Source organism: Alkalihalobacillus pseudalcaliphilus (genome assembly GCF_028610675.1).
In the GTDB taxonomy this organism is placed as follows: Bacteria; Bacillota; Bacilli; order Bacillales; family Bacillaceae_D; genus Alkalihalobacillus; species Alkalihalobacillus pseudalcaliphilus.
Window position 1 is genome coordinate 1 of sequence record NZ_JAQQWS010000005.1, and the last position, 24,140, is coordinate 24,140.

At 37.8% G+C, this 24,140-nt stretch carries 25 protein-coding genes and 1 pseudogene; 16 read left to right on the plus strand and 10 right to left on the minus strand.

Annotated features, from left to right (window positions below; translation table 11 throughout):
• Positions 1 to 705: 705 nt before the first annotated feature.
• The 4 genes from PQ479_RS11730 to PQ479_RS11745 form a co-directional block, all read right to left on the minus strand.
• Positions 706 to 1,626, minus strand: a complete 921-nt coding sequence (locus tag PQ479_RS11730) for a ClpXP adapter SpxH family protein (protein WP_047987961.1) — start codon at positions 1,624 to 1,626, stop codon at positions 706 to 708.
• 16 nt (positions 1,627 to 1,642) lie between these two features.
• A complete protein-coding gene (locus PQ479_RS11735) occupies positions 1,643 to 2,035 on the minus strand; it encodes a globin domain-containing protein (protein ID WP_047987962.1) in 393 nt (130 codons plus the stop codon).
• Positions 2,036 to 2,625: 590 nt separating this feature from the next.
• Positions 2,626 to 3,336: a lytic transglycosylase domain-containing protein gene (locus PQ479_RS11740; protein WP_273717003.1), complete on the minus strand. Its 711-nt coding sequence runs from the start codon at positions 3,334 to 3,336 to the stop codon at positions 2,626 to 2,628.
• Positions 3,337 to 3,414: 78 nt separating this feature from the next.
• On the minus strand, positions 3,415 to 3,993 hold the full coding sequence (locus PQ479_RS11745) for a CYTH domain-containing protein (protein ID WP_047987963.1): 579 nt from the start codon (positions 3,991 to 3,993) through the stop codon (positions 3,415 to 3,417).
• A 165-nt stretch (positions 3,994 to 4,158) separates the two neighbouring features.
• On the opposite strand from PQ479_RS11745, the gene PQ479_RS11750 reads away from it, so the two are divergent.
• The 4 genes from PQ479_RS11750 to PQ479_RS11765 are packed head-to-tail and all read left to right on the plus strand — an operon-like array spanning position 4,159 to position 6,919.
• Positions 4,159 to 4,536, plus strand: coding sequence for a UPF0738 family protein (locus PQ479_RS11750; protein ID WP_047987964.1), 378 nt, complete (start codon positions 4,159 to 4,161; stop codon positions 4,534 to 4,536).
• A gap of 25 nt (positions 4,537 to 4,561) precedes the next feature.
• A complete protein-coding gene (yjbM, locus tag PQ479_RS11755) occupies positions 4,562 to 5,194 on the plus strand; it encodes a GTP diphosphokinase (protein WP_047987965.1) in 633 nt (210 codons plus the stop codon).
• Positions 5,195 to 5,214: 20 nt separating this feature from the next.
• The gene (locus PQ479_RS11760) at positions 5,215 to 6,012 is read left to right on the plus strand and encodes an NAD kinase (RefSeq protein ID WP_047987966.1); all 798 of its coding nucleotides are present in this window, start codon (positions 5,215 to 5,217) and stop codon (positions 6,010 to 6,012) included.
• On the plus strand, positions 6,005 to 6,919 hold the full coding sequence (locus PQ479_RS11765) for an RluA family pseudouridine synthase (RefSeq protein ID WP_047987967.1): 915 nt from the start codon (positions 6,005 to 6,007) through the stop codon (positions 6,917 to 6,919). Before PQ479_RS11760 ends, PQ479_RS11765 begins: the two co-directional genes overlap by 8 nt.
• A gap of 21 nt (positions 6,920 to 6,940) precedes the next feature.
• Here the strand turns inward: PQ479_RS11765 and PQ479_RS11770 are convergent, their stop codons facing one another.
• On the minus strand, positions 6,941 to 7,396 hold the full coding sequence (locus PQ479_RS11770; RefSeq protein ID WP_047987968.1) for a DUF948 domain-containing protein: 456 nt from the start codon (positions 7,394 to 7,396) through the stop codon (positions 6,941 to 6,943).
• Between the two features lie 28 nt (positions 7,397 to 7,424).
• Positions 7,425 to 7,772 carry a DUF5665 domain-containing protein gene (locus PQ479_RS11775; protein WP_047987969.1) on the minus strand — a complete coding sequence of 116 codons (348 nt, stop codon included), beginning with the start codon at positions 7,770 to 7,772 and terminating at the stop codon, positions 7,425 to 7,427.
• A gap of 1,093 nt (positions 7,773 to 8,865) precedes the next feature.
• Between PQ479_RS11775 and PQ479_RS11780 the strand changes: the two genes are divergently transcribed.
• Both PQ479_RS11780 and fabI read left to right on the plus strand, forming a co-directional pair.
• Positions 8,866 to 10,932 (plus strand): cation:proton antiporter, encoded by a 2,067-nt coding sequence (locus PQ479_RS11780; RefSeq protein WP_337957098.1) that lies wholly within the window; start codon positions 8,866 to 8,868, stop codon positions 10,930 to 10,932.
• A 246-nt stretch (positions 10,933 to 11,178) separates the two neighbouring features.
• Positions 11,179 to 11,958: an enoyl-ACP reductase FabI gene (gene fabI, locus PQ479_RS11785; protein ID WP_047987970.1), complete on the plus strand. Its 780-nt coding sequence runs from the start codon at positions 11,179 to 11,181 to the stop codon at positions 11,956 to 11,958.
• A gap of 153 nt (positions 11,959 to 12,111) precedes the next feature.
• Here the strand turns inward: fabI and PQ479_RS11790 are convergent, their stop codons facing one another.
• On the minus strand, positions 12,112 to 12,690 hold the full coding sequence (locus PQ479_RS11790; protein ID WP_053070326.1) for a hypothetical protein: 579 nt from the start codon (positions 12,688 to 12,690) through the stop codon (positions 12,112 to 12,114).
• A gap of 164 nt (positions 12,691 to 12,854) precedes the next feature.
• Here PQ479_RS11790 and PQ479_RS11795 point away from each other — a divergent pair, with 164 nt between their 5' ends.
• A complete protein-coding gene (locus PQ479_RS11795; protein ID WP_047987971.1) occupies positions 12,855 to 13,199 on the plus strand; it encodes a DUF1360 domain-containing protein in 345 nt (114 codons plus the stop codon).
• Positions 13,200 to 13,258: 59 nt separating this feature from the next.
• Here the strand turns inward: PQ479_RS11795 and PQ479_RS11800 are convergent, their stop codons facing one another.
• Both PQ479_RS11800 and PQ479_RS11805 read right to left on the minus strand, forming a co-directional pair.
• Positions 13,259 to 13,948: a hypothetical protein gene (locus PQ479_RS11800; protein ID WP_047987972.1), complete on the minus strand. Its 690-nt coding sequence runs from the start codon at positions 13,946 to 13,948 to the stop codon at positions 13,259 to 13,261.
• 109 nt (positions 13,949 to 14,057) lie between these two features.
• Entirely contained in the window at positions 14,058 to 14,732 is a 675-nt protein-coding gene (locus PQ479_RS11805) for a BMQ_0737 family morphogenetic spore coat protein (RefSeq protein WP_047987973.1), read from the minus strand.
• 503 nt (positions 14,733 to 15,235) lie between these two features.
• Between PQ479_RS11805 and PQ479_RS11810 the strand changes: the two genes are divergently transcribed.
• The gene (locus PQ479_RS11810; protein WP_047987974.1) at positions 15,236 to 15,766 is read left to right on the plus strand and encodes a BclA C-terminal domain-containing protein; all 531 of its coding nucleotides are present in this window, start codon (positions 15,236 to 15,238) and stop codon (positions 15,764 to 15,766) included.
• A 33-nt stretch (positions 15,767 to 15,799) separates the two neighbouring features.
• Here the strand turns inward: PQ479_RS11810 and PQ479_RS11815 are convergent, their stop codons facing one another.
• Positions 15,800 to 16,435, minus strand: a complete 636-nt coding sequence (locus PQ479_RS11815) for a hypothetical protein (RefSeq protein WP_047987975.1) — start codon at positions 16,433 to 16,435, stop codon at positions 15,800 to 15,802.
• A 166-nt stretch (positions 16,436 to 16,601) separates the two neighbouring features.
• On the opposite strand from PQ479_RS11815, the gene PQ479_RS11820 reads away from it, so the two are divergent.
• The 8 genes and pseudogenes from PQ479_RS11820 to PQ479_RS11855 all read left to right on the plus strand — a co-directional run bounded on the left by PQ479_RS11820 (position 16,602) and on the right by PQ479_RS11855 (position 24,102).
• On the plus strand, positions 16,602 to 17,804 hold the full coding sequence (locus PQ479_RS11820) for an exosporium glycoprotein BclB-related protein (RefSeq protein WP_337957099.1): 1,203 nt from the start codon (positions 16,602 to 16,604) through the stop codon (positions 17,802 to 17,804).
• 97 nt (positions 17,805 to 17,901) lie between these two features.
• Positions 17,902 to 18,768: a BclA C-terminal domain-containing protein gene (locus PQ479_RS11825; protein ID WP_273717004.1), complete on the plus strand. Its 867-nt coding sequence runs from the start codon at positions 17,902 to 17,904 to the stop codon at positions 18,766 to 18,768.
• 119 nt (positions 18,769 to 18,887) lie between these two features.
• Entirely contained in the window at positions 18,888 to 19,943 is a 1,056-nt protein-coding gene (locus PQ479_RS11830; RefSeq protein ID WP_273717005.1) for a Gfo/Idh/MocA family protein, read from the plus strand.
• Position 19,944: 1 nt separating this feature from the next.
• The gene (locus tag PQ479_RS11835; RefSeq protein ID WP_047987979.1) at positions 19,945 to 20,640 is read left to right on the plus strand and encodes an N-acetyltransferase; all 696 of its coding nucleotides are present in this window, start codon (positions 19,945 to 19,947) and stop codon (positions 20,638 to 20,640) included.
• 104 nt (positions 20,641 to 20,744) lie between these two features.
• Positions 20,745 to 20,887 (plus strand): annotated as a pseudogene (locus PQ479_RS11840) (glycosyltransferase); the annotation flags it as partial.
• A gap of 118 nt (positions 20,888 to 21,005) precedes the next feature.
• Positions 21,006 to 22,106, plus strand: a complete 1,101-nt coding sequence (locus tag PQ479_RS11845) for a CotS family spore coat protein (RefSeq protein WP_047987980.1) — start codon at positions 21,006 to 21,008, stop codon at positions 22,104 to 22,106.
• Positions 22,103 to 23,668 carry a glycosyltransferase family 4 protein gene (locus tag PQ479_RS11850; protein WP_069187711.1) on the plus strand — a complete coding sequence of 522 codons (1,566 nt, stop codon included), beginning with the start codon at positions 22,103 to 22,105 and terminating at the stop codon, positions 23,666 to 23,668. The genes PQ479_RS11845 and PQ479_RS11850 overlap by 4 nt, the downstream gene beginning before the upstream one ends.
• A 104-nt stretch (positions 23,669 to 23,772) precedes the next feature.
• Positions 23,773 to 24,102, plus strand: a complete 330-nt coding sequence (locus PQ479_RS11855; protein WP_047987981.1) for a hypothetical protein — start codon at positions 23,773 to 23,775, stop codon at positions 24,100 to 24,102.
• Positions 24,103 to 24,140 lie beyond the last annotated feature (38 nt).

Here is a 24,140-nt window from a genome sequence, read left to right on the forward strand (position 1 = left end):
ACTAAGGCCAATCTTCAGAGTAACTACACAAAGAGAGGGTTAATGTGAAGATACGGAGGCCAAACCTTGGAGTAACTACACGAAAAAGGCTGAACGTGTCAATTACTCAAGGGGCACGATGTCACAATGAGCTCTTGAGCTTAATGATTAGTCATAACCTGTCATACTGAAGTGAACTTAACGAGATTCCTTGCATCACCCATTGAACTTTCATATAAAACCCGGGCCCCATTCACTTCGCCACCAACCAAGATGAAAGTAGTGTCTGGCGCTTTAACTGGTGACTTTTCATTCACTTTGTTATTGTTCTTTTTAATATTTGTTGTAATAATGTTTTTTGGAATTGAGAATGAGCCGTAACCCAGCGGACGAAAACATGTGGAGATTCCCGCGGGACCTAGCGGCGGGCTGAAATCCACTGGCTGTACCAGTATTAGTTCAGCGCCACCCAGCAGGACGCGGAGCATGATTTTCGGTAGCAGCAATCAAAGCTCCGCATATGAGTATCAGCACCAACTTTCATATTAAAACATCCAGAAAATGTGGGATTGTAACGAGATTCTTTCATTTATGTGGCAAAAAAGAAAACGTTTCTGTTAAAGGATTGTCAGGCAAAGAAACGGATGTTATTCTTTATATGTGAAGCACATCACATTCTCTCCCCCATAGAGAATAAAAGAGCGAACGCATGCGTTCGCTCTTTTTTTAAGTTCCAACATATCTCCAGAAGGTTCCATGTTTAACTGGAACTTGCTCTATCCTTTGTTGAAGAATGAGAGGCGTTAATTCTTTTTTGACGTCATGTAAAGAAAGGTCGTAAACAACGGCTATTTCGATGGAGGCAACAAATTCATATTTTTTTATAAATGATTCAATTGACAGCTTTTCCTTTTTCGGAGGGAGGTAGCCAAGCATTTCCTCGATTACTTGTTGGTAAACCTCATATTTATAAATCCCTGGCACTTTAATACCATCCTGTTCAATATCATCATTAAAAAATACAAACGTAGGCACGGTTTCTACATCCATGTCATTGGTTGTTGTGATATCACATTCTAGTGCTTTACGTGCAGTGGTAGAATCAAGATCATTTAGAAATTCTTCCACGTCTAATCCAGCAGCCAAGCAACAATTTGTCAAAGTATTAATATTGGTGATGTCTTGTTTCTCCAGAAAAATCTTCTCACGTAGTTTTCTTAAAAAACGCCCACCTTTTTGAGGGCCTTGAAGCTCTGCAGCTTTGATTGCTAGTGCAACTGTAAATGGAGAATTTCGCTGGTTTTCAAGCCAGTAATCGCCATCACAAGACATCCCTGTTTCCGTAGAAATTCTATCCCAGCTTTGAGCTAATTCTAACTTTTTTTGTTGAGAATTCTTTTGATCCGTACAAAGATTCCAGGCCTTAAGTTTACCAGTAAGTAAAACTCTAATTCTAAAATATTCGCCATACTCCATCACTAATTTTTTCATAATTGGTTCAAATGACCAACATTCGGCACTAAAAGGATCTATAAAAGCATATAGTTCGATAGCTTTTCCGGTCTTAGGTTGGTAGGAATCTTTTGGATCTAGACCACATATGCCTGTCAAGTTATTGCATAATTGCTGTTTCTTTCTAGGGTTCAATGGTCATTCTCCTTTCTTAATTTGATTCATTCGTGGTGTTTACCATATGGAAAGCTGTCATTGTTAATCGTTCAACGAGATAATCATAAATAGGTCCACTAATGTTATGTGTATTCAAAGCCTTTTTCATACAGGCTATCCATGCTTCTGCTTGTTTTTGACCGATGGCAAAGGGCATATGCCTAGCTCTTAGCATCGGATGACCATGTTCGTTCGTATAATTTGTTGGCCCACCTAAAAATTGTGTTAAAAATTGCGTTTGTTTCCGTTTGGTTTCTGATAAATCATCTGGAAACAAATGGGCGATATCAGGGTGCTCAGAAACATAGCCGTAGAACGTATTAATTACTTTCGTTAACACGGCTTCACCTCCGAGGGCTTCGTATGGTGATTGCCCTATATTAGACATTATAATACCTCCTCATTCGAGCGATATAAATATTTTTATGCTATGTTTTGCATTTTACCTTATTTTTTGGAAACTGTCTTATATTTTGCATTTGTACTAACACACATTGTAGCAAGTTGGAGAAAATGGGGCAACTTATCTGATTGAGGAATAAAGAATGAGGTATTGTTTTATACAACAGGTTTAACGCATATGGCAAAATGGTTTGACATGAACCAGTTAGAGTGGTGGGAGTTCAGGTACTGAAGTCGTGACGAAGAGTAGTTTCCATACAGTGTGGCTTGGCTTTATGTAGTAGTGCGGTTTGAAAACGAGGGACTACCTGCAGAATAGGGGTGCTAGTGTAATGAAATGGGTGGTTCGTTCTTGTTAGCTGAGTATTCGTCCAATTGAATATTGTTTTTCAATGGAGCGGTTTTGTTCATAAACGCGGTTGTGTGTATGGCTCATACAATCAACTCAAATCACCGTCAGGAGTCGCAATCATCCTAAGTTCATCGATGTTAGGTGACCTGCTAACTATTTCCATACGTACAATTACACAAAAAACACCAAAAGCATCAACATACTTCTGGCATCTACGGTTATGATTAAATGTGGTAGGTAGAGAGAACTTTTGGTACATAGTTTCTCGTTTCTTTAAAAGGTGGAATGCCACCATATTTATCAACATTGCCTGGACCTGCATTATATGCGGCCAAAGCTAATTCTAAATTATTATCATAGCGGTCAAGCATCTGCCTCATATATTTGGCTCCGCCTTCAATGTTTTGTTTGGGATCAAAAACGTTCGATACTTGAAGTCCCTTTGCCGTTTGAGGCATTAATTGCATGAGACCTGCAGCTCCAGCAGGACTAACGGCTTGAGCGTTAAAATTAGACTCATGTTTGATGATGGCATATAAAAGCTTAGGGTCTATCTGATATTTTTGTGCCGCTTCCTCTATATATGGGCGATAACTCTCTTCTTGGGCACTTGCATAAATAGGCTCTTGAATAGGTTGGTCAACTTGATTAGCATAGTGATGGGTTCCGCTATGTATAGCCGCTGAATCTAAATAATTGAGCAGTGAATGACCAGGCTGTGGCTGGTTCATGTTTGCTTGATATTGGGTCAAAAAAGCAATTTGATTAAATGAAGGTGGTGCTGTTTGCGAGAATGTTTGACTTTGCAATTCAGCTTGTAGATATGCCTGAAATAGGCGGTTATTTTGTTGGCTGTTCATTGGGTTCGCTGTTGCTAAGGTGTTAGGACTATTCGTCAGCGTGTTATTTACAAACATAGGATGAAATAGTGCCACAATTAACCCTCCTTTTGTCCTGTTGTTCTTATCCTAACAAAAAAGTAATTTTCAGAAATCCGACTTTTTCACTAAAGTTTATATTTCTAAACTTCTCTCAAAAAATCGTTGTACTTTGTTTTTAGATTTTTTATTTTCAATTTGCAAGGTTTGTAATAAGTGTGCCATTGTCGCCTCTGCGTGTGCTTCACTATGGCCTTCAAATTCAACCTCATAATCGGTCTTACCTAAATAACTACTTTTATCTAAGCATAATAATCCTTGTTCGTAAGTGAGCTCATGTCTTTCAGTTTCCAAGCAACCTAAATAAATAAATGTGTCTGTATGAAGGGCAGAATCTTGAAGTTGTTGTTGGACTTCACCAGATGGAAGGGTACCAGTAGTCTGAAAAGTAACCAAATCACTCCCGGTGATTATTTGATTCGTTTCTAAAAGTCCTTCTTTTTGGGGTTGTTTTAATGTTAACGTATATTGCTCGTTTTTTTTGCGAACCCGTAAGGCACAATGGTGCACCTTCAATTGCATATCTTTCGTTTCAAAATAGTGGTTTTGTTGTAGAAAGCCTTGCTGCTGATGTAATTGAAAATGGTTGATTAACTGATGATAATCATTCAAGGAAAGCATCGATTTGGATTCAATTTCAATTTCTTTTGTCATTGGAAATTACCCCTTTCATTAAATATGTGTACTGTAATTATGACATAGCCTTGTTCGTTCGACAATTTGGGAATCAATGCGGCGAGATTCGTAGGTTGATGGAAGAAAATATGTTAAAATAAAGGTAATGGAATGGAATGTTTGTTAAGAGAGGCAGTGACTTGAATGAATCGATTTTTTGTTACAGAACTTCATATAGAGGATGAATATATTGAACTTAGGATTTCTGAACCTGTAGATAAAACGGTAGCAGAGCAGTTGCAGGACGGTGAAAGAATGTTGGTTGATTCGGACCAGCTTGCATTTGTGTATATTTTAGAAGATGCTGAACAATTTTATTACCTCGTTTTCGTGGAAGCAATATGGCAAGGGTTAGCAAAAATATACAACGAAGATAAGCGCGTGCAAGTGGTTTTTAATGATGAAAAAACAATAGTATTAACGGCAATACATAATGAGTTAGAATTTTTGCTAGAAAATATTCAAGGTAATGGAAATTACGGAGAGCGTTTAGAGGAAGCGGTTTTAGCTCATTTTTCATGATAAGAATGTGATGGATGGTGGTTAGATGCGAAAGTGGGAAATATTATTAGCCCCTTATAATCAAGCGGTTGATGAGTTAAAGGTGAAGCTTAGAGGGGTCCGTGAGCAATATTTAAAATCATCAAAGCATACACCAATTGAATTCGTAACAGGTAGGGTAAAGCCGATATCGAGTATTATTGATAAGGCTAGTCGAAAAAATATACCACTTGATCGTTTAGAGCAAGAGTTACAAGATATTGCAGGAGTACGGATCATCACGCAATTTGTTGAGGATATTGAAACTGTTGTGGAATTAATACGAAATCGTAAGGACTTTGAGGTGGTTGAAGAGATTAATTATATTTCTGAAAAAAAACCGAGTGGATATCGTTCTTATCATATGATTTTAAAATATCCAGTTCAAACGATAGATGGTGAAAAGAACGTACTAGTCGAATTACAAATTCGAACGATGGCGATGAATTTTTGGGCAACCATTGAACATTCATTACGTTATAAATATCGAGGTGAGATACCTCAAGATATATTAATGAAGCTACAGCGTTCTTCGGAGGTTGCTTTTTTATTAGATGAGGAAATGTCTATTATCCGTGAAGAAGTAAGAGAGGCACAACAGATCGTCACGGCTAAAGAAGAACAAGGGCGCAAACTGTAGCTTAATTGGGAGGAAATGAAATGAAATTTGCCGTAACCTCACGAGGTGACGATATATCCAATACACTGAAGCGACGAATTGAAACATACTTACTTGATTTTGGTTTGTTTCTTCAAGAGGAAGAGCCTGATTTAGTGATTACTGTTGGTGGTGATGGGACACTTTTACAAGCCTTCCATGATTATAGTCACCGTTTAGAGGAGACAGCCTTTGTCGGTATTCATACGGGTCACTTAGGGTTTTATGCGGATTGGATACCAGAAGAAGTGGAAAAGCTTGTTATTCACATTGCGAAAACACCGTTTCAGGTTGTCGAATATCCTTTATTAGAAGTAATTATTAAATCAAATGATGAAACAGAAAAGGAAATTCGTTATTTAGCTTTAAATGAATGTACGGTAAAAAGTATCGAAGGCTCACTTGTTAGTAGTGTTGAAATTAAAGGAGAAACGTTTGAAATTTTTAGAGGCGATGGCTTATGTATATCAACACCTTCAGGAAGTACAGCTTATAATAAAGCATTAGGGGGGGCGATTCTGCATCCTTCCTTAGCTTCCATTCAAATTGCAGAAATGGCTTCTATTAATAATCGTGTCTATCGGACTGTAGGTTCGCCACTCGTTTTACCACAACATCATACTTGCTTATTAAAGCCATTAAACAATGTTCGCGTGCAAGTTTCTATTGACCATTATAACCCTGATATTGGAGAGATTGCTTCGATACAGTGCCGAGTTGCTGATGAAAAAATTCGGTTTGCTCGCTTTAGACCATTCCCTTTCTGGAAACGGGTAAAGGAGTCATTTATCGGTGATTAAAAAGCAAGTGCAATTAGAATGGCTTGTTAGTGCGGAGGATGCTGGCCTTTTATTAAGAGATTTTTTATTAACCAAACAAATGATTTCTAGAAGTGCTTTAGCTAAAATCAAACATCAAGATGGAGTTATATTGGTGAATGAGCAGGAAAAAAATGTGAGGACGGTCTTAAAGGAAAAAGACAAAATCGTTATTTATTTACCATCTGAGCAGCCTAGTGCATCATTAGTTGCCGGAGATGGTTCATTAGATATTCGTTATGAAGATGAGCATGTTCTTGTCATCAATAAGAGGGCAGGGCAGTTAACGATTCCATCACGTGAGCAGTCGACAGGCACATTAGCTAATGATGTCATTGGTTACTATCAACAGAATGGCATTGCCGCTACCTTTCATGCCGTTAACCGCTTAGATAAGGATACGACAGGCTTATTGATTGTTGCTAAGCATCGACTTGCTCATGATAAATTGTCCAAGCAACAACAAAAAAAGCAAGTAAAAAGATATTATGAAGCGATTGTTGAGGGGCGTGTTTGCCCATTAAAAGCCTGTATTGATCATCCAATTACTAGGAAGCCTACTAGTATTATTGAGAGAATGGTACATTCATCGGGCCAATTCGCTAAAACTTATTATGAGGTTATTTCTCAAAATGAGTTACTTACCTATGTGCGGATTGAGTTAGAGACTGGAAGAACCCATCAAATTCGGGTGCACTTTTCATCGTTAGGTTTTCCATTATGTGGAGATGATTTATATGGTGGACATGTAGATCTAATTTCTAGACAGGCTCTCCATTGTTATCGTGTAACTTTTAATCATCCTTTTACAGGCAAACTGATTTCACTTGATAGTGAAATGCCTGAAGATATGAAGCTGCTTTTACGAAAAATAAAAACCAAGCCGTGAATTTTCACGGTTTGGTTTTGTTTATTCCTTCATCGCCATTCGTACAATAGGATCGACATTACGTTCTTTTTTCTTTTTGCGTAAGTAATAAATAAAAGCAACAGCCCTTACAAATCCTTTCACGTTTTTTTGCTTCGTTACATCAACGCCCGTCTTAACATGATTCATTTTTTCTTCAGTAAAATGAGCTAATGTTGATGTTAGGTGATGGGAGGCATTTCCAGCATCCTCAATAGTGTCAAAAATAGGATCAAGCTTACGAACTTTTTGATTGACATCTAATAAAGTTTCATTCGTATTATAAAGGACTAATTTCACCTCTCCTGTTACTTCGGTGATACTTTTTTCAGCTTGTCCAATCACTTGAGCTGTTTGGTCTAACGTTTTTGTTAGTTTATTAAGGACGGGAATCAAAAAGCCAATACCAACTGCCAGTGCAAGGGCAATAATAAAAACACCAATTCCTAACCATTCCATTTCAGTCACCTCATTTAGTCAATTTGAATTATAGCTGAGCACGGTATGTCTCGACCATATTTAGGAATTCTGCAACCCATTGACCGACAACGGGCCAAGAGCTCATTTGTAAGAGTATAAATAAAAAGATACCGATAAAGATAGCGGTTCCTAGTGTTAATCCGACACCACGAGATATTCCGGCAATCAAGTTTACTTTAATAACCTCTTTTTTGTCCGAAAAATGATAGGCCATATCTTTTAATAGACCATTTGTCGTCATAGCTTCTAGTTTCTCTACGACTTTTTCAAAGCGTTCATTGTCCTCATGTCGCTTCTCATCTTCTCGATATGTAGGAGGCACTTTCCGTCTCTCTTGCTCTGGACTTAACCCCATCATTATCACCTCTTTTCATCAAAAATGCAATGTAATAATTAAACTGTACCCGAAAATAAGGATGCTGAAACAACCTCCAATCCAGTAATCAATCACAACGTGCACATACTCATGTGATGGAGAAGTGCAATACGTATCAGTTACAGGAGGAATAGTAACTACACGAAAAAGGAGGAACGTGTCAGTTACTCAAGGAAAGTTGAGTAGTATCTGCCCGAAAAAGGGGGAACGTGATAGTTACAGGAGGAAAGAGGAGTAGTAACTACACGAAAAAGGAGGAACGTGTCAGTTACTGGGGGAAAGAGGAGTAGTAACTACACGAGAAAGGAGGAACGTGTCAGTTACTCAAGGAAAGTCGGGTAGTAACTACACGAAAAAGGCTCGTCGTGTCAGTTACTTAGCCCTTAACAACTCAGCTCTTCATACAATTTGAAATTTAGCTCCTAATTTGGAACAATCTTCACAATATGATTTTGCTTACGTATATGTTGGCTCTTTATTCGGTCGCTTTTGTTTCAATTTGATTGTTCTTATTCATTTTAACAATTTCTGTAAAGCTAATTGTACACTTGAGAATGAGTATTACCTAGCGGAGCATCATTTTCGCTAGCGACAATTAACGCTAAGCACATCGCCTTTAGTCAACTTTCATACAAACCCAGCATGGCGAAGCCTAATTCACTCCGCCGCTAACAAAAATGAAAGTGGAGTTCACCTTCAACTGGTGGCATTTTGTTCATATGCCTTTGCTTCTTGGTTTATTAGCTTTTATTAGATGTCATTCATTTATTTTGTATGAGAAGTGTACGAACCAAGGAGCCTGCACCAACCCGAGCGGAGGGAATGGGGAGGCCGACTCCTGCAGGAGGAGAGGGCAGGCTGAGATCCACTTGCACTAGCAAGTTAGCTCAGCGCCCGACTGCGGAAAGCGTGCCCCCCATTCCCGGAGCGATCTTCGAAGAAGAGCACTTGAGATTTAGTCCACTTCCATACAAAAAGGTTGACTTTTACAGCAAGCATTTTTATGATTAGAAGATATTTGAAATAATTTAATTTTTTTAAATAACATAATGCTTTGAAGTTTTTGGAGGGTGTGAATTTCTTGTTAAATCAACCTATTACTGATCCCGTATTAATATTTGCCATAACGATGCTTATTTTCTTAATTGCCCCGATTATTATGGCGAAGTTAAAAGTTACAGGAATTATTGGGTTAATTGTCGCTGGGCTCATCATTGGACCGAATGGAATTGGATTATTAGAAAGGGATTCTACGGTATTACTATTAAGTACGGTAGGGCTACATTTTATCTTTTTCATTGCAGGGCTGGAAATCGATCTAGACGGCTTTAAAAAATATAGAAATCGGAGCTTAACATTTGGTGCTTTATCATTTCTTATTCCTTTTGTATTTGGAACAGCAGCAACGTTACTAATAGGGTATGAATTAATGGCGGCCATATTAATTGGCTCTATTATTGGTTCGCATACTTTACTTGCTTACCCAATTGCAAGCAGGTTAGGTGTATCGAAAAATCGAGCAGTGACTACAACGATTAGTGGTACAATTATTACCGATACAACCGCTTTTTTAGTCTTGGCGATTGTAGCTGGTGCCGCACATGGTGTCATTAATGCAGAATTTTGGATAAAAATGATTGTTTCTTTAGTTATTTTTGTAGCAGCTGTATTTTTAATTATTCCAAGAGTGTCTAAATTCTTTTTCAGAACATTAGGCAGTGAAGGTAATTTAGAGTTTACATATGTAATAAGTGTCCTATTTATTACTGCCTATGGAGCCACCTTGGCTGGAATAGAAGCGATTATAGGTGCCTTTTTAGCTGGCCTTGCTCTTAATCGGTTTATTGCTGAACAAGGAACATTAATGAATCGAATTAAATTTGTTGGAAATGCCATCTTTATTCCTTTCTTCTTACTGTCTGTTGGTATGCTAGTTGATTTAAGAGTTATTTTGACAGATCCAGATACGTGGATAATGGCGGGTATTGTCGTTGTTTTTGTCATATTAGGTAAACTATTAGCGGCAATTATAACTGGAAAAATATACGGATATTCAAAAGCAGAAAAAATTCTGATGTTTGGATTATCTGTTCCCCAAGCCGCCGCTACTTTAGCGGCAACGATGGTCGGTTATGAGCTTGGTTTATTAGGTGAATCAGTTGTTAATGCGATGATAATAAAAATATTAATTACGTGTCTAATTGGCCCTTCATTAGTAGAGAAGTATTCAAAAGTACTGGCATTATTAGAAGATCAAAAGCCATATGAGCCAAAGCAGGCTCCTGAAAGAGTGATGATTCCAGTGGCAAACCCAAATACCTTGGCATCACTTTTAGATTTAGGGTTTATCGTACGTGGTCAATCTAAGGAACCCTTGTATGCATTAAGTGTCGCCCAAAGTGGTGAGAATTACCAGGAGATTCTGGCGAAAGCTGAAAAGGTTCTCCAAGATGCGGTTAGTTATGGGGCAGGTGCTGAGGTTCCTGTTCAGACATTAACTCGAGTCGACCGTAATATTGCAACAGGTATGATTCGTGCGATGGAAGAAAGTAGGATAACCACAGCCGTTATTGGTTGGAATGGAAAACTATCGACTCCACAAAGAATTTTTGGTAGTGTACTGGATCAGTTGTTAGAACGTTCGACACAGACTATTCTCGTAACAAAAATTGAATATCCTATTAATACGATGAAACGTTTAGTTGTGATTGTTCCTGCTGGATATACACATAAAGTAGGTTTTTATAAAGCAATGGAAATTATTAAAACGTTTGCGTCGGAGTTAGGAATGTCGATCCGTTATTTAATCGTCAAAGATGATGTCGAGTTGTATAAGGAAGCTTATGCAAAAACAGGTACTAGTTTAAATATTTCTTTCGAGAAGTTAGAGGACTGGGAGCAGTTTTATGAGCGTCTACCAAAGTTTCATAAAGATGATTTATTGGTTTCATTAAGTACAAGAAAAGGTACGTTAGGATGGGACCCACAGTTAGAGCAGTTACCAAGAGAATTATCGAACACTGCATCTGAAAGTTTCATCATTCTTTATTCTCCAGAGGAAGTGAATGTTGACTCGCGGGGTACAAAAGGAATTGAGGCACCTAAAAAGGTCTTAAACCCAAGAGCTTATCATTCTTAACCTATTAGTAGAAAACTAAATGCCTAAACCGTTGACAGTCATGTCGACGGTTTTGTTTAGGCTGAGGGTAATTAAAAATGTAAGGAAGAGCCAGGAGAACAAGGGTTTTATCATGAATTAATAAAGGGGAGTAATACAAAAAAGAAAGTTTCCCATCCGAGTCTATTCATATAGAAGTATCTATGATAGAATGAATTAGTACTTACTACTAATAACTACTATTAATACAAGTGGAGGTTATTTCTAATGAACTTATCTTTAAAAGGACGGACATATGTTGTTATGGGCGTGGCTAATAAAAGAAGTATTGCCTGGGGAATTGCCCAATCATTAGCTAATGCGGGGGCAAAATTAATTTTTACATTTGCTGGAGAAAGGTTAGAAAAAAATGTTCGAGGTCTTGTTGATACTTTGGAAGAAGAGCATCACCTTGTTTTACCTTGTGATGTGACTAATGATGAGGAAATTGAAAAGACCTTTGCTCAAATTAAAGAAGAAGTTGGCATTATTCATGGTCTGGCTCATTGTATTGCTTTTGCAAACAAGGATGAGTTAGAAGGAGAATATTTAAATACGACAAGAGAAGGCTTTTTACTTGCTCACAATATCAGTGCCTATTCATTGACGGCGGTTACAAAAGCAGCTCGTCCGCTTATGACTGAAGGCGGTAGTGTGGTAACGATGACGTATTTAGGTGGAGAAAAAGTAGTTCGTAACTATAATGTTATGGGCGTAGCGAAAGCCTCTTTAGATGCTAGTGTGAAGTATTTAGCCAATGACGTAGGTAAAGATGGCATTCGTGTCAATGCGATTTCAGCAGGACCGATTCGAACTCTTGCAGCTAAAGGGATTGGCGGCTTTAATGATGTATTAAAGGAAATTGAAGAAAGAGCACCATTACGAAAAACGACAACTCAAGAAGAGGTTGGAGATACGGCGTTATTTCTTATGAGTGACTTAGCACGAGGAATTACGGGTGAATTAATTCATGTGGATGGTGGATATAATATTTTATCATTATCTTAATATAAGATGAGATGAGAGGATGTATCGTAGATTAAAAAGGTGGTATTTTACTCAAAGTAAAATGCCACCTTTTCTCTGTTATATTTCTAAGGTTTCAGTCCTTTAGCCGATAAAACTATAAAATGAACTCTATTTCAATATAACATGCTCAACCTACTCATTCTCATCGTGGTTCATAAATGCTCTATGACTCGAACCAGGCCCTGGTCCCGGATGAGGTCCTGGTCCCGGATGAGGTCCTGGTCCCGGATGAGGTCCTGGTCCCGGATGAGGTCCTGGCCCCGGATGAGGTCCTGGCTTTGGATGAGGTCCTGGCTTTGGATGAGGTCCTGGCCCCGGATGAGGTCCTGGTCCCGGATGAGGCCCCGGTCCCGGATGAGGCCCCGGCCCTGGATGAGGTCCTGGTCCCGGATGAGGCCCCGGCCCCGGATGAGGCCCTGGACCTGGAGGTGGTGGCCAATGTCCGTGTGGTCTTGGTGGAATAGGTCCGTTATAAGGTCTTATTCTCGATAAATTTCGTTGATGCACTCTAATATATTGCGGTGTGTAGTATGGGGGTTGGTAGATATATAAATCAACCATTCCTATTAAATGGTGATAAGCTTCTACATATGCAATAACTGTATCGTATCCAGAGATTGTTACTTGAATCCATTGATTAACATAGCGATTTATCGGTGAATGAGGTATAAATGACACTGAAATTTGACGATTATTGGCGTAAGGGATCATGTTAAAAGCACTCCTTTCAATTATACAATGCCTGATAAAAACCCATATCCTCCATGTAGGCTATGCAAAACTTAGTAAGATGTGTGTTATTTTTCAAAATCAATATCAAAGTTGTTAGTTGCCGTATACAATATAGTACTTCAATTATGAAGGAGTTGATGTGTATGGAATTAGCTTGGTTTGAGTTTGCAATCATTGCAGTGGCTACTTTTCGATTTACTCATTTAATTGTTTTTGATCAAATAACCAACTTTCTTCGTAAACCGTTTCAAACGATTAGAGAAGAAAAAACGAGCAATGGTGAGATTTTTGAATTTGTGTCGCCTAGAGGTAAAGGGATTCGGAGGTTTATAGGAGAGTTAATTAGCTGCTATTGGTGTACGGGAATATGGACTGCAGCCATTTTTGTCGTTTTATTTTGGTTCATTCCAACCATAGTATGGCCATTGTATTTGATTCTTGGAATTGCAGGGGTTGCTTCTTTTTTAGAAGCAATTATTAAAAATTAAAAAAGGCCCTTACTGTTTGTATGTGAACAACTTAACAGTAAGGGTTATATGAGATTATTTTAAAAAATATTACAGATGATTTGATTATTTGCCTGCATACCATCCTGGATTTCTTGACCATATATAAAGCCATCTACTACAAAATTAGGAAGCTCATGTCCTTTTAAAATTTCAATTTCAAAATCAGAAAAACTTATTGTTTCATTCGGTTTTAATACTTCTAAATCATTGGGTTGAAGCCAATAATGACCACTTTTTTTGGCTTCTTTTCTAGACTGATTTTCTACAAATGACCAAGATTGTACGATTAAATTATCATCCATTAAATAAACATTAAGGTCCCTTTGTTTGGGGTGGCTAATTTTTCCAGTTAAATTGGAATATTTCGGTTGATTGAAAACAAGGCAAATTATTGGATTGTGTAATGGATTTGTGCCTGTGTTTTTTACGATGAAATGACCTTTTAATGTAATCGTATCGTCGTCTTTTGGAATCATAATGGAATATGAGAAATAACTATTAATAAGTAATTGTTCTGGTGCAGACAATGGTTCTGTGTGGAGGTTTTCATTAGATAGCTGAGCTATTTTTTCTTTAAGTGCTTGAATCGTTTCATCTTTTTCTCTAAGTGAGGCCTCCATTTTTTTCGTATCTGTTGATAGCTTATTTATTTCAGAACGGTAATGTAGGAGCTTTTGTTTATATTGAATTTCTTTATCTTTAAAAGAAGTAAAAGGTGTTTTGGACATGATAATTCCCCCTCGTATAAAAGTATCTAACCTATTCCTATGTACGGTTGGCTTTATTAAGAAGAAAAATCGAGAAGAGGATAACCTCATCTCGACCAATTTATTACTATTATTCTTTTGTCATGCCTGGGAAGATGACATCGCAATTAGGTGGACGTTTGTATGTGCCACATACTACATCATTAATTGGTAATTCATGACGAGGGTTGCAATAAGCTGCTTCAATTTCTACTTTGACATAATCAGTTACTGTTACGTCTAAGCAAAGACTTACTGAAATGTCTAATTGCTGGAAGTTTTCTGTACAAACGAATTCTGCGTCACATTCACCTTCGATAATGCAAGCATCTACACAAGTGCCTTTAGGAGCACATAAATACAAGGTTTGGATTGTGAAGAATTCAACCGTATCATTTAAAGTGTAACAATCATTTTCATCAACCACAGCAACTTCTATTTGTCCTTTTGCAAGAACCTTTACACGGTATAAGATAACAGTTTCTCCATTTGGTAAGGTAACCTCTACTTTTTGGCGCCCGTTTGGTTGCGTAATCTCTTGCGTATAAAGTGTATCTTCTAGAACACGACATTTTGTTGTATAGCACGGGTGGTGAGCTGTAAGGAATTCACAGAAAGAATCGAAATCTGTAGTATCAAATAATCCTGCAGTATAAGGTGCCAAGGATGGGCCAGTAATACTAATTGGTTGTACTTCGACAGGACGCATAACCCAGTCATAAACTTTTTCTGCATTAATGCAAATATTATGTTTTTTGGATTTCATTTTTTTACCTCCTATTTTTTTCACCAACTTTTTTCGATTGAACGAAGAAGTAGGTATTCAGACTACTGTATAGTATGACAATTCCCCAAATTTGTGTATCGACACAAAATAAATTCAAAAAAACGGGCGTATGCACATTTTTTTGAAAAAGAATAAAGTTGGGAAAGCTTCCTTCATATTGTATGTATGAGAGGAGGCGTTTTCGAATATGCGTAAATTTAGTCAATCTAAAAGTATAAAAAGACAGTCGAATAGACCGAAAAATAGAGTGACCAGAACTGAAGTGAGAAAAACGATGACAACTGATTCTGGTTTGAAAGCGACCAAAAATTGTTGTGGCAGATAATAAACAGTAGAAAACAAACCTTTTGATAGGTTTGTTTTTTTGTTGATATATGTAGGCAAGGCATATGTGGAATTTCTTGTTATATAGGTAAATCATACAAGCTAGATTCGTGTTTAGGTAATACAATGAACTATACGAATGAAAGGAGAGATAAATAATGAATTGTTGTTCACCTCGTTATTTTGTTAATGAGAATGGATTTTTACAAACTTGTCCAAGACGTTATCGTAAAAGTTTTTGTTCTGTCGTTACGCCTAGTTACTTGTTTGCAACGAATGCGACAGCTACTTTAACAGTAACTGATGCTGTTACACCAGTTTTAGTACCATTAGATGAAAATGTTAGAATGCGAGGTTTTATTGGATCGCCTGATTTTACACAGCTTGCTTCTCAAAATTCTGGGATCTACAATTCGTCATATAGTATAACGTTAACAAGTGCAACACCGCAAACGGTGAATGTAGCGGTTTATGTGAATGGAGAACCTCTTGCTGGAACAGAAAGAACGGTTACTTTAGCTGCCAATGTACCTGCAACGGTTTCATTGACAAACTTCCCAATTGACTTATTTAGTGGGCAAATTGTTAGTTTAGGTTTAGTGGGGGGAGCTGCAAGTACGATTACAGCAACAAATGCAAGTCTAAGTTTGAATCGGATTGCTAATCCTAGTGGTCCAACTCCTATTTAATGTATAAAAAAGGTGGTCCTTGATTGGACCACCTTATTTATCTTCGGATTGTTTCTTAGAAAAATTACGGTAAAACCAATTCTGATTTTGGTTTTCATTGTTTTCGATTTCTTTCGTTTGTTTGGGTGAACCTGCATCATTGAAATTTTGTAAATAAGGAAAGACTTCTTTGGATTGTGAATGTGTTGATTGAGCTTTTTCTTCATGGGGTGAGAATTGGACGTTTTTTAATTGTAAATTTAGTGCCTCATTTTCTTTTTTTAGTTTTTCTGTTTCTTTTTTGTAATGGTTTTGAATAGAAGAAAGTTCCGTTTGATGATTTTGGTTCTTTGTTTGTTCTACGTTCAATTGTAAAGTTAGTACCTCATTTTCTTTTTTTTGTTTTTCTATTTCTTTTTTGTAATGGTTTTGAATAGAAGAAAGTTTCGTTTGATGATTTTGGTACTTTGTTTGTTCTACGTTCAATTGTTGCTCTAATTCAATGAATTGTTGTTCTTGTACCTCTTTTTCAGCTTGTAAACGGTCAATTAAATTATAGTGGTAATCATTTTGATATTTTTCCAGTAATTGTTTTTGTTTTTTTAGCTCCGATTCCAGATGTATAATTTTCTGTTGTAATTGCGTATTTGTTAATTTTGACAGTGACACCTTGCTATTGGATTTTTTCATTCTCTTCATCCCTCCAGGTGAAGTCGTTATTTTATTCTTATGTGCAACTTTTAATCGTTATGATGTACATAGGCTTTTTGCTTATTTAATTTAATAGGGATACTAATACAAGCCACTTTTCTTTCTTTTACATATGATGGAACAAACATAAGAAAGGGGTGAAAAAATGAAATTTAAAAATAATAGAGGATGTTGTGGGAATCAAAGCGGTATACCTTTTATCGCTGGTGGTATTGCAGGTGGAGGTAATCCATTTGCACGCGGAATTACTGGAGCACGAGGACCAGCTGGCCCGGTAGGTCCAGAGGGTCCAACTGGAATTACTGGAGCTACGGGTCCAATCGGTCCAACAGGTCCGGGTGGAGGAGCAACGGGAGCAACGGGAGCAACGGGAGCAACGGGAGCAACGGGAGCAACCGGAGTAGCAGGAGCAACGGGAGCAACGGGAGTAGCAGGAGCGACCGGAGCAACCGGAGTAGCAGGAGCAACGGGAGCAACCGGAGTAGCAGGAGCAACGGGAGCAACCGGAGTAGCGGGAGCAACGGGAGCAACCGGAGTAGCAGGAGCAACGGGAGCAACCGGAGTAGCAGGAGCAACGGGAGCAACGGGAGTAGCGGGAGCAACGGGAGCAACCGGAGTAGCAGGAGCGACCGGAGCAACGGGAGTAGCAGGAGCAACGGGAGCAACCGGAGTAGCGGGAGCAACGGGAGCAACCGGAGTAGCAGGAACAACGGGAGCAACCGGAGTAGCAGGAACAACGGGAGCAACGGGAGTAGCAGGAGCAACGGGAGCAACGGGAGTAACGGGAGTAACGGGAGTAACGGGAGTAGCAGGAGCAACGGGAGCAACCGGAACGCCTGGTGCAGGTGCCATTATACCTTTTGCCTCTAATTTACCGATTCTAATGACGACGGTATTAGGTGGATTAGTGGGTACGGTTAGTTTAGTTGGTTTTGGAAGTAATGTCACGGGTGTAAGCTTATTAGGTGGAGCTATTGATACAACAGCACTTGATAATTTAGCTTTCTCAGTACCGAGAGATGGAACGATAACTTCGATGGCTGCTTTCTTAAGTACAACTGCCGCCTTAACATTAGTAGGTTCAACTGTCACAGTAACAGCACAACTATTTACTGCAACTGGTGATAATACATTTACTCCGATTCCAGGAGCAGTCGTGACATTAGCTCCTCCATTTACTGGAATACTTGCAATCGGAACCGTTAGTGAAGGTTTAACAACTGGTTTATCAATACCGGTAACGGCAGGAGAAAGGTTATTAATGGTATTTTCTGCTGATGTTACGGCTGGACTTGATATAGCGACTGTAATAGCTGGTTATGGTAGTGCTGGAGTAGCGATATCTTAATACTGAAGAAAATGAGAAAAAATAATGGATCGGAACACTTTGGTTCCGATCCATTATGTAAAAATACAAGAAAGTAATTCTGGAAGGAGGAAGCCGCATGAAGTTTAAAAATAATAAAAATTGCTGTGGAGGAAATAGAAATGGAATCCCTTTTATTGCTAGTGGTATCCCTGGTGGGGGTAATCCATTCGCACGGGGGATTACTGGAGCAAGGGGGCCAGCTGGTCCAGTGGGGCCAGAAGGTCCTACTGGGGTAACTGGAGTAACGGGTCCGATTGGTCCAACAGGTCCGGGTGGAGGAGCAACGGGAGCAACCGGAGTAGCAGGAGCAACGGGAGCAACGGGAGTAGCAGGAGCAACGGGAGCAACCGGAGTAGCAGGAGCAACGGGAGCAACGGGAGTAGCAGGAGCAACGGGAGCAACGGGAGTAGCAGGAGCAACGGGAGCAACGGGAGCAACGGGAGTAGCAGGAGCAACGGGAGCAACCGGAGTAGCGGGAGCAACGGGAGCAACGGGAGTAGCAGGAGCGACGGGAGCAACCGGTCCTACAGCTGAGAACTTTACGGAAACTTCAGGCTTTGCTGGTAATACTACGGGAGCAACAATTGCCGTTGTGTTAGGTGGGACACCGGTTCCTTTACCGAGTGTACAAAACCTTGGACCGATTGCCGTAAATGGTGCAAATACAATTTTTACTGTGCCTGAAGCTGGTAGGTATTATATTGCTTACAACTTGAATTTTACGGCTGGATTATTAGTGAGTTCGCAAGTATTAATAAATGGAGCAGTAAGTCCTGCTTTAACTCGAACACCTGCTGTAGCACTCTCTCAATTGGATGCCAATGCAATTGTGACCTTAACGGCAGGAACGACAATTGAGTTACAATTATTTGGGCTTTTAGGAGCTGCTATTTTACAGGGTGGATTAGGTGCCTCATTAACGATTATACGCTTAAGTGATTAGTTCTATTTCAAATAAAAAAGACCTCATTTTGAGGTTTTTTTTTTGACTTTACTCAAATGATATCCTGACAAGTTTTGGATGCATATATTAGCATTACTGAGTAGGAAGGGTGAATGCTATTGAAATTAGCAATAATCGGTTGTGGGAGAATTTCAGAAAAGCATTGTGAAACAATTAATCAGATCTCAGATATTAGTGTCGTTGCCTTAAGTGATATTTCAATAGATAGAATGAACATAATAAAACAAAAGTTAAACTTGTCAAATAATGAATGTACGTTTTTTACTGATTACGAACATTTACTTAATGAATCTAATGCAGAATTAGTTGTCATAGCTACAGGATCAGGAAGTCATTTTGAGATTGCAAAGGCTGCTATTCTTGCAGGAAAACATACACTTATTGAAAAACCTTTAGCTTTATCGTTATCGGAGGCCAGTCAACTACATGAATATGCAAATAAACATCATGTTCACTTATATGTGTGTTATCAATTACGTTTTTTGAATAGTATGATTGCTATTAAAGAATTGATTGAAAGTGGTCGATTGGGAACTGTTTTTTATGGAGTGTGTACGTTAGAACTAAATCGTTCGAAAGAGTATTATCAAGGTGCGGCTTGGAGAGGTACCTGGGAATACGATGGTGGCATGCTAATTAATCAAGGAATTCATTTGATCGATCTTTTATTATGGTTTATGGGTGATGCAAAAGAAGTCAGAGGAGAATTAATGAAAGTGGAACGTTCGAAGGAAACAGAAGATATTGCGATTGGTCTGGTTGATTTTAATAGTGGAGCGAGAGGGTTGATAGAAGCTAATACCGTTACTAAACCAAATAATTATGGTTACTCACTTAAATTATTTGGTGAAAAAGGCTCGATTATCATCGATGGTCAACAATTAGAAAAAATTAGTCGTTTTGCTCTTGAGGAAATAGAAGTCTCAGAGAAAGAGTTAGTATTTGATAAAAAAGAACATGTCAGAATGTATAGGGCTTGTATAAAAGCAATTAAAGAAAGTCAGCAACATAAAAGTTTGGTTAATGGAATCGAGGCTCAACGTTCATTAGAACTAATTTTTGGTTTATATCAATCGGCTTTAGAAAAAAGAGTTGTGGATTTACCTGGATTGAATTTTAATTTATTGGAAATGAAAAAGTGGGAGGTGAATTAACTTGAGGATTGATCCTTCAGTTCAATTAGGAAAGCAGGTTGATATTGGCTACAATGTCATCATTGAAGAAGATGTCATCATTGGAGATTACGTTTCAATTGGCGAACACAGTATCATTCGAAAAGGAACATTAATCGGTAATCATGTGCAAATAGGTGAATTTGTTTTGTTAGGAAAGTCACCAAGCTCTAATAATAAAATGGCTCGAAAGCCGACTGTGCAGTTACCGCCATTAGAGATTGAAGCAGAAGCAAAAATTGGTACTCACGTGACGCTCTATAGAGGAAGTGTAATAGGTAAGCATTCATTTATCGCAGATTATGTGAGTGTTAGAGAGCAGGTGACGATCGGGGAACATACAATAATTGGTAGACATGTCATGGTAGAACCGAATACAAAAATTGGAGCTAAAACAACGATTCAAACGGGATCTTATATTACGGCGGATACGCTTATAGAAGACCATGTTTTTATTGGGCCATGTTGTTCGATGTCAAATGATAAATATATGGCTTCTGGTAAAGGTATTCACACAGGACCAATTATCAAAACAGGTACCAAAATAGGGAATCATGCAACGCTTTTACCTAATATAGAAATTGGTCCAAACTCAACGATTGGAGCTGGTGCAGTTGTGACAAAACATATACCAGCACATACAACATATGTAGGGAATCCTGCGAAACCTTTGAAATAAATATTCTAATGAGGTGTTAAAATGGTAACGATAAGTTTATGTTATGTATGATCGTTAAAAATAAAGAAGCTGTATGAGCTCGTGGTTTAGATACAGTAAAAGACATTGTCGATGAAATCAATATTGTTGATACGGGATCGACAGACCGAACTGTTGAAATTGCTAAGGAATATACAGACCGTGTATTTTTTATGAATGGACGGGGAACTTTGCAGCAGCACGTAATGAATCTTTTAAGTATGCAACATTATGAGTCAATTTTCTTGAAATGTAAATGAAAATAGGCTTCTAACTATACAAAACATATTAGACAGAATAGTTTAATTAGAGAATAACCCCAATTTATGATTGTAAGGAGGGACAATATGTCTGAAGAATTAATTACTCCATGGATTGTTGATGAATTGACTCAATCTGATTTATATGTGCCGCAGTATATAGAGGATATGGCCCAACAAGTTATGGGTAACTATGATATGAATGTCAATAGAATGGACGTTATAACAACGAAAGCAGACAAGGGTGGTTTGATTTGGAAGATGGAAACAGATAAAGGCCCTTTCAGCTTAAAGATTCTTCATCGAACACCTGCAAGAAGTTTATTTAGTTTAGGTGCACAAGAATATTTAGTTCAAGAGAAGCAAGCACGAGTGCCTTCATTAATTAAGACGAAAACGGGTGAGAATTATGTAGAAAAAGGTGGGAAATTGTGGTTCGTTGCTGAATGGATTGAACCGCTTTATCCTGTGACAAAGGACTTGGAAGGTGCAAAGTCACTTTGCTTTGCATTAGGAGAGTTTCATCAACTTTCAAAAGGATACATTCCACCAAATGGCTCTGAAAAAGCAACTAGAACTAAACGTTGGCCTAAATCTTATGAAAAAGTTGTTAAGAAGATGGATTGGTTTAGAAAGATTGCTGAGGCCTACGGTGAAATGCCAGCAAGTCCAACCATTCTTTCAGTAATTGACCAATTTGAAAATCAAGCAGTTATGGCCTTGGAAAGACTTAATCAATCAGCTTATCAAGAATTGATAACTCGAGATGATAGCGAATGGGGACTTGTCCATCAGGATTACGGATGGTCCAATGGACAAATGGGTCCTAGAGGGATGTGGATTATCGACCTTGATGGTGTTGCGTATGATATACCGATTAGAGACTTAAGAAAATTAATTACAGGGACAATGGACGATTTAGGTGTGTGGGATATAAATTGGATGAAAGAGATGATCAATGCTTATCATGAAGCAAACCCGATTGATGATTCGCTCTTTAATATTTTAATCATTGATATGGAGTTACCAAATGAATTTTATAAAAATGTAAAAGAGTTAGTCTATGAACCTGCTATTTTTATGGATGAGCAATTAGATGTTTTGTGTAGAAGAATCGTAGAGTCAGATCAAACTAAATGGCCAGTTATTGAGGAATTAAAACAATGGAGAGGGGCAACTTCAACATGAACATACTCATGATATGTACTGAAAAACTTCCTGTCCCTCCAATAAGGGGAGGAGCCATACAAACTTATATTGATGGTGTTTCCTCATTGCTAGCAAAGGAACATCAAATCACTATTTTAGGTAGAGATGACCCTTCTTTAGAAACTGATGAGTATATGATGGATATTCGCTACGTTAGGATTAAAAGTGGAACATTTGAGACTTATGCTGATGGTGTAAAAGAATTTCTTCGCACAAATTCATTTGATATTATCCACCTTTTTAACAGGCCTAAGTTAGTAAAGTATATTCGAGAAGTTGCAACAGATACTAGACTTGTTTTGAGTATGCATAATGATATGTTCACATTAAATAAAATTAGTTCTGAAGAGGCAGAAGAAACGATAAACCAACTTGATCAAATTGTTACAATAAGTAATTATATTGGCAAAACCATTTCTGATTTATATCCCCAAGCTGAAAGTAAACTAAAAACGATTTATTCAGGGGTAGATATTAAACGCTTTGTGCCACCCAATTCGCAAAACGCTCAAAGAATGCGTAAGATAATACGTGAAGAAAATAACTTGCCTAATAAAAAAGTTATCTTATTTGCTGGTAGACTATCTGCTAATAAAGGGGCAGATATACTAATTCAAGCTATTCCAGAATTGGCTAAAAGACATCCTGATATTGCTTTAATTATAGTAGGTAGTAAATGGTTTAGTGATAATAAAGTAAGTGATTATGTTGCCTATGTTCGAGCACTAGCATCACGTTTACCAATACCCGTTATTAATACTGGTTTTGTCTCACCTGATGAAATTCAAAATTGGTTTGCGGCAGCTGATATATTTGTTTGTCCTTCGCAATGGCAAGAACCACTAGCACGTGTCCATTATGAAGCGATGGCTTCAGGGTTACCAATCATTACTACAGCACGTGGAGGTAATCCGGAAGTTATTATACCAAATGAAAATGGGCTCGTTATTGAGAATCCTGAAAATCCTCAAGCGTTCACAGAACAATTAGATTATCTCCTTTCAAATGTAACACAAGCAAGAAATATGGGATTATACGGAAGGGAATTAGTGGAGGCAAATTATACATGGGAGCGAGTAGCATCAGATATTCTCCAAGTCTGGCAAGCAATTGAGGTTAAGATTCAAAATAATATTCCTATAACAACGGATAGCCTGGTGACAGAGGTAGACTCAGTGATTCAAGAACAAGATATACAAAATCAGCCTCTTTATTTAATTAAAGGAGAATATGAGGAGGACATAATGACAAATCATAGGTCAAGAAAAGAAAAGTTAAAATCGATTTTATTATATGAATTATCTAATAAAAATTCGCTAATCGATTCACTATTAGAAAAAATAGATGAAAAAGCTGAAGATAAATATGCTTCAAATATTAATCAAATTATTCAAAACACTATAAGTGAGTTAGAAGAAATGATCATACAAGTTGATTCAAGCTATCAAAAAGAAGAAGCTAATAGTAGCATTATTAATGATGTTTCTACAGCTAAACTTTATTATAAAGAAAATTCAAAAAATAGGCGAAAAAGCTCATAAATGATTCATTTTATTTCTTTTTTTGAAATAACTATTCCAAAATGTATGGATACAACATACTTTATAAAGAAATTAATAAATGGATGTTAGAGGAGGTTTTTATTTTGAAAAGAGAAATTATAGAAATCAATATTAATGTGGAGCTTAATGATGATGTGTCTGTTGAACTGGAATTTGATTGTATTAATAATCATATGGAGATCTTAAAAGTAACAGATATTGAAGAAAAAATCACTGAAGCTGAGGAATTCTTTGATACTAGTGTTCTAACAACTTCTGATTTTTCTAATTTATCCGAAGAAGAAATAACAGATGCAATCATTGCTGCATTAGCTAAAGATACATTTAAAGAGGTTGAAATAGAAATAGTATTTAGTGATGGTACTGAAGTGAAATTTAAAATAGATGGTGAAGAAGACGAAGAGGATGATTAGTAAAGTCTAAAAAGAGATTAGGTTAGTACTCGGCAGAG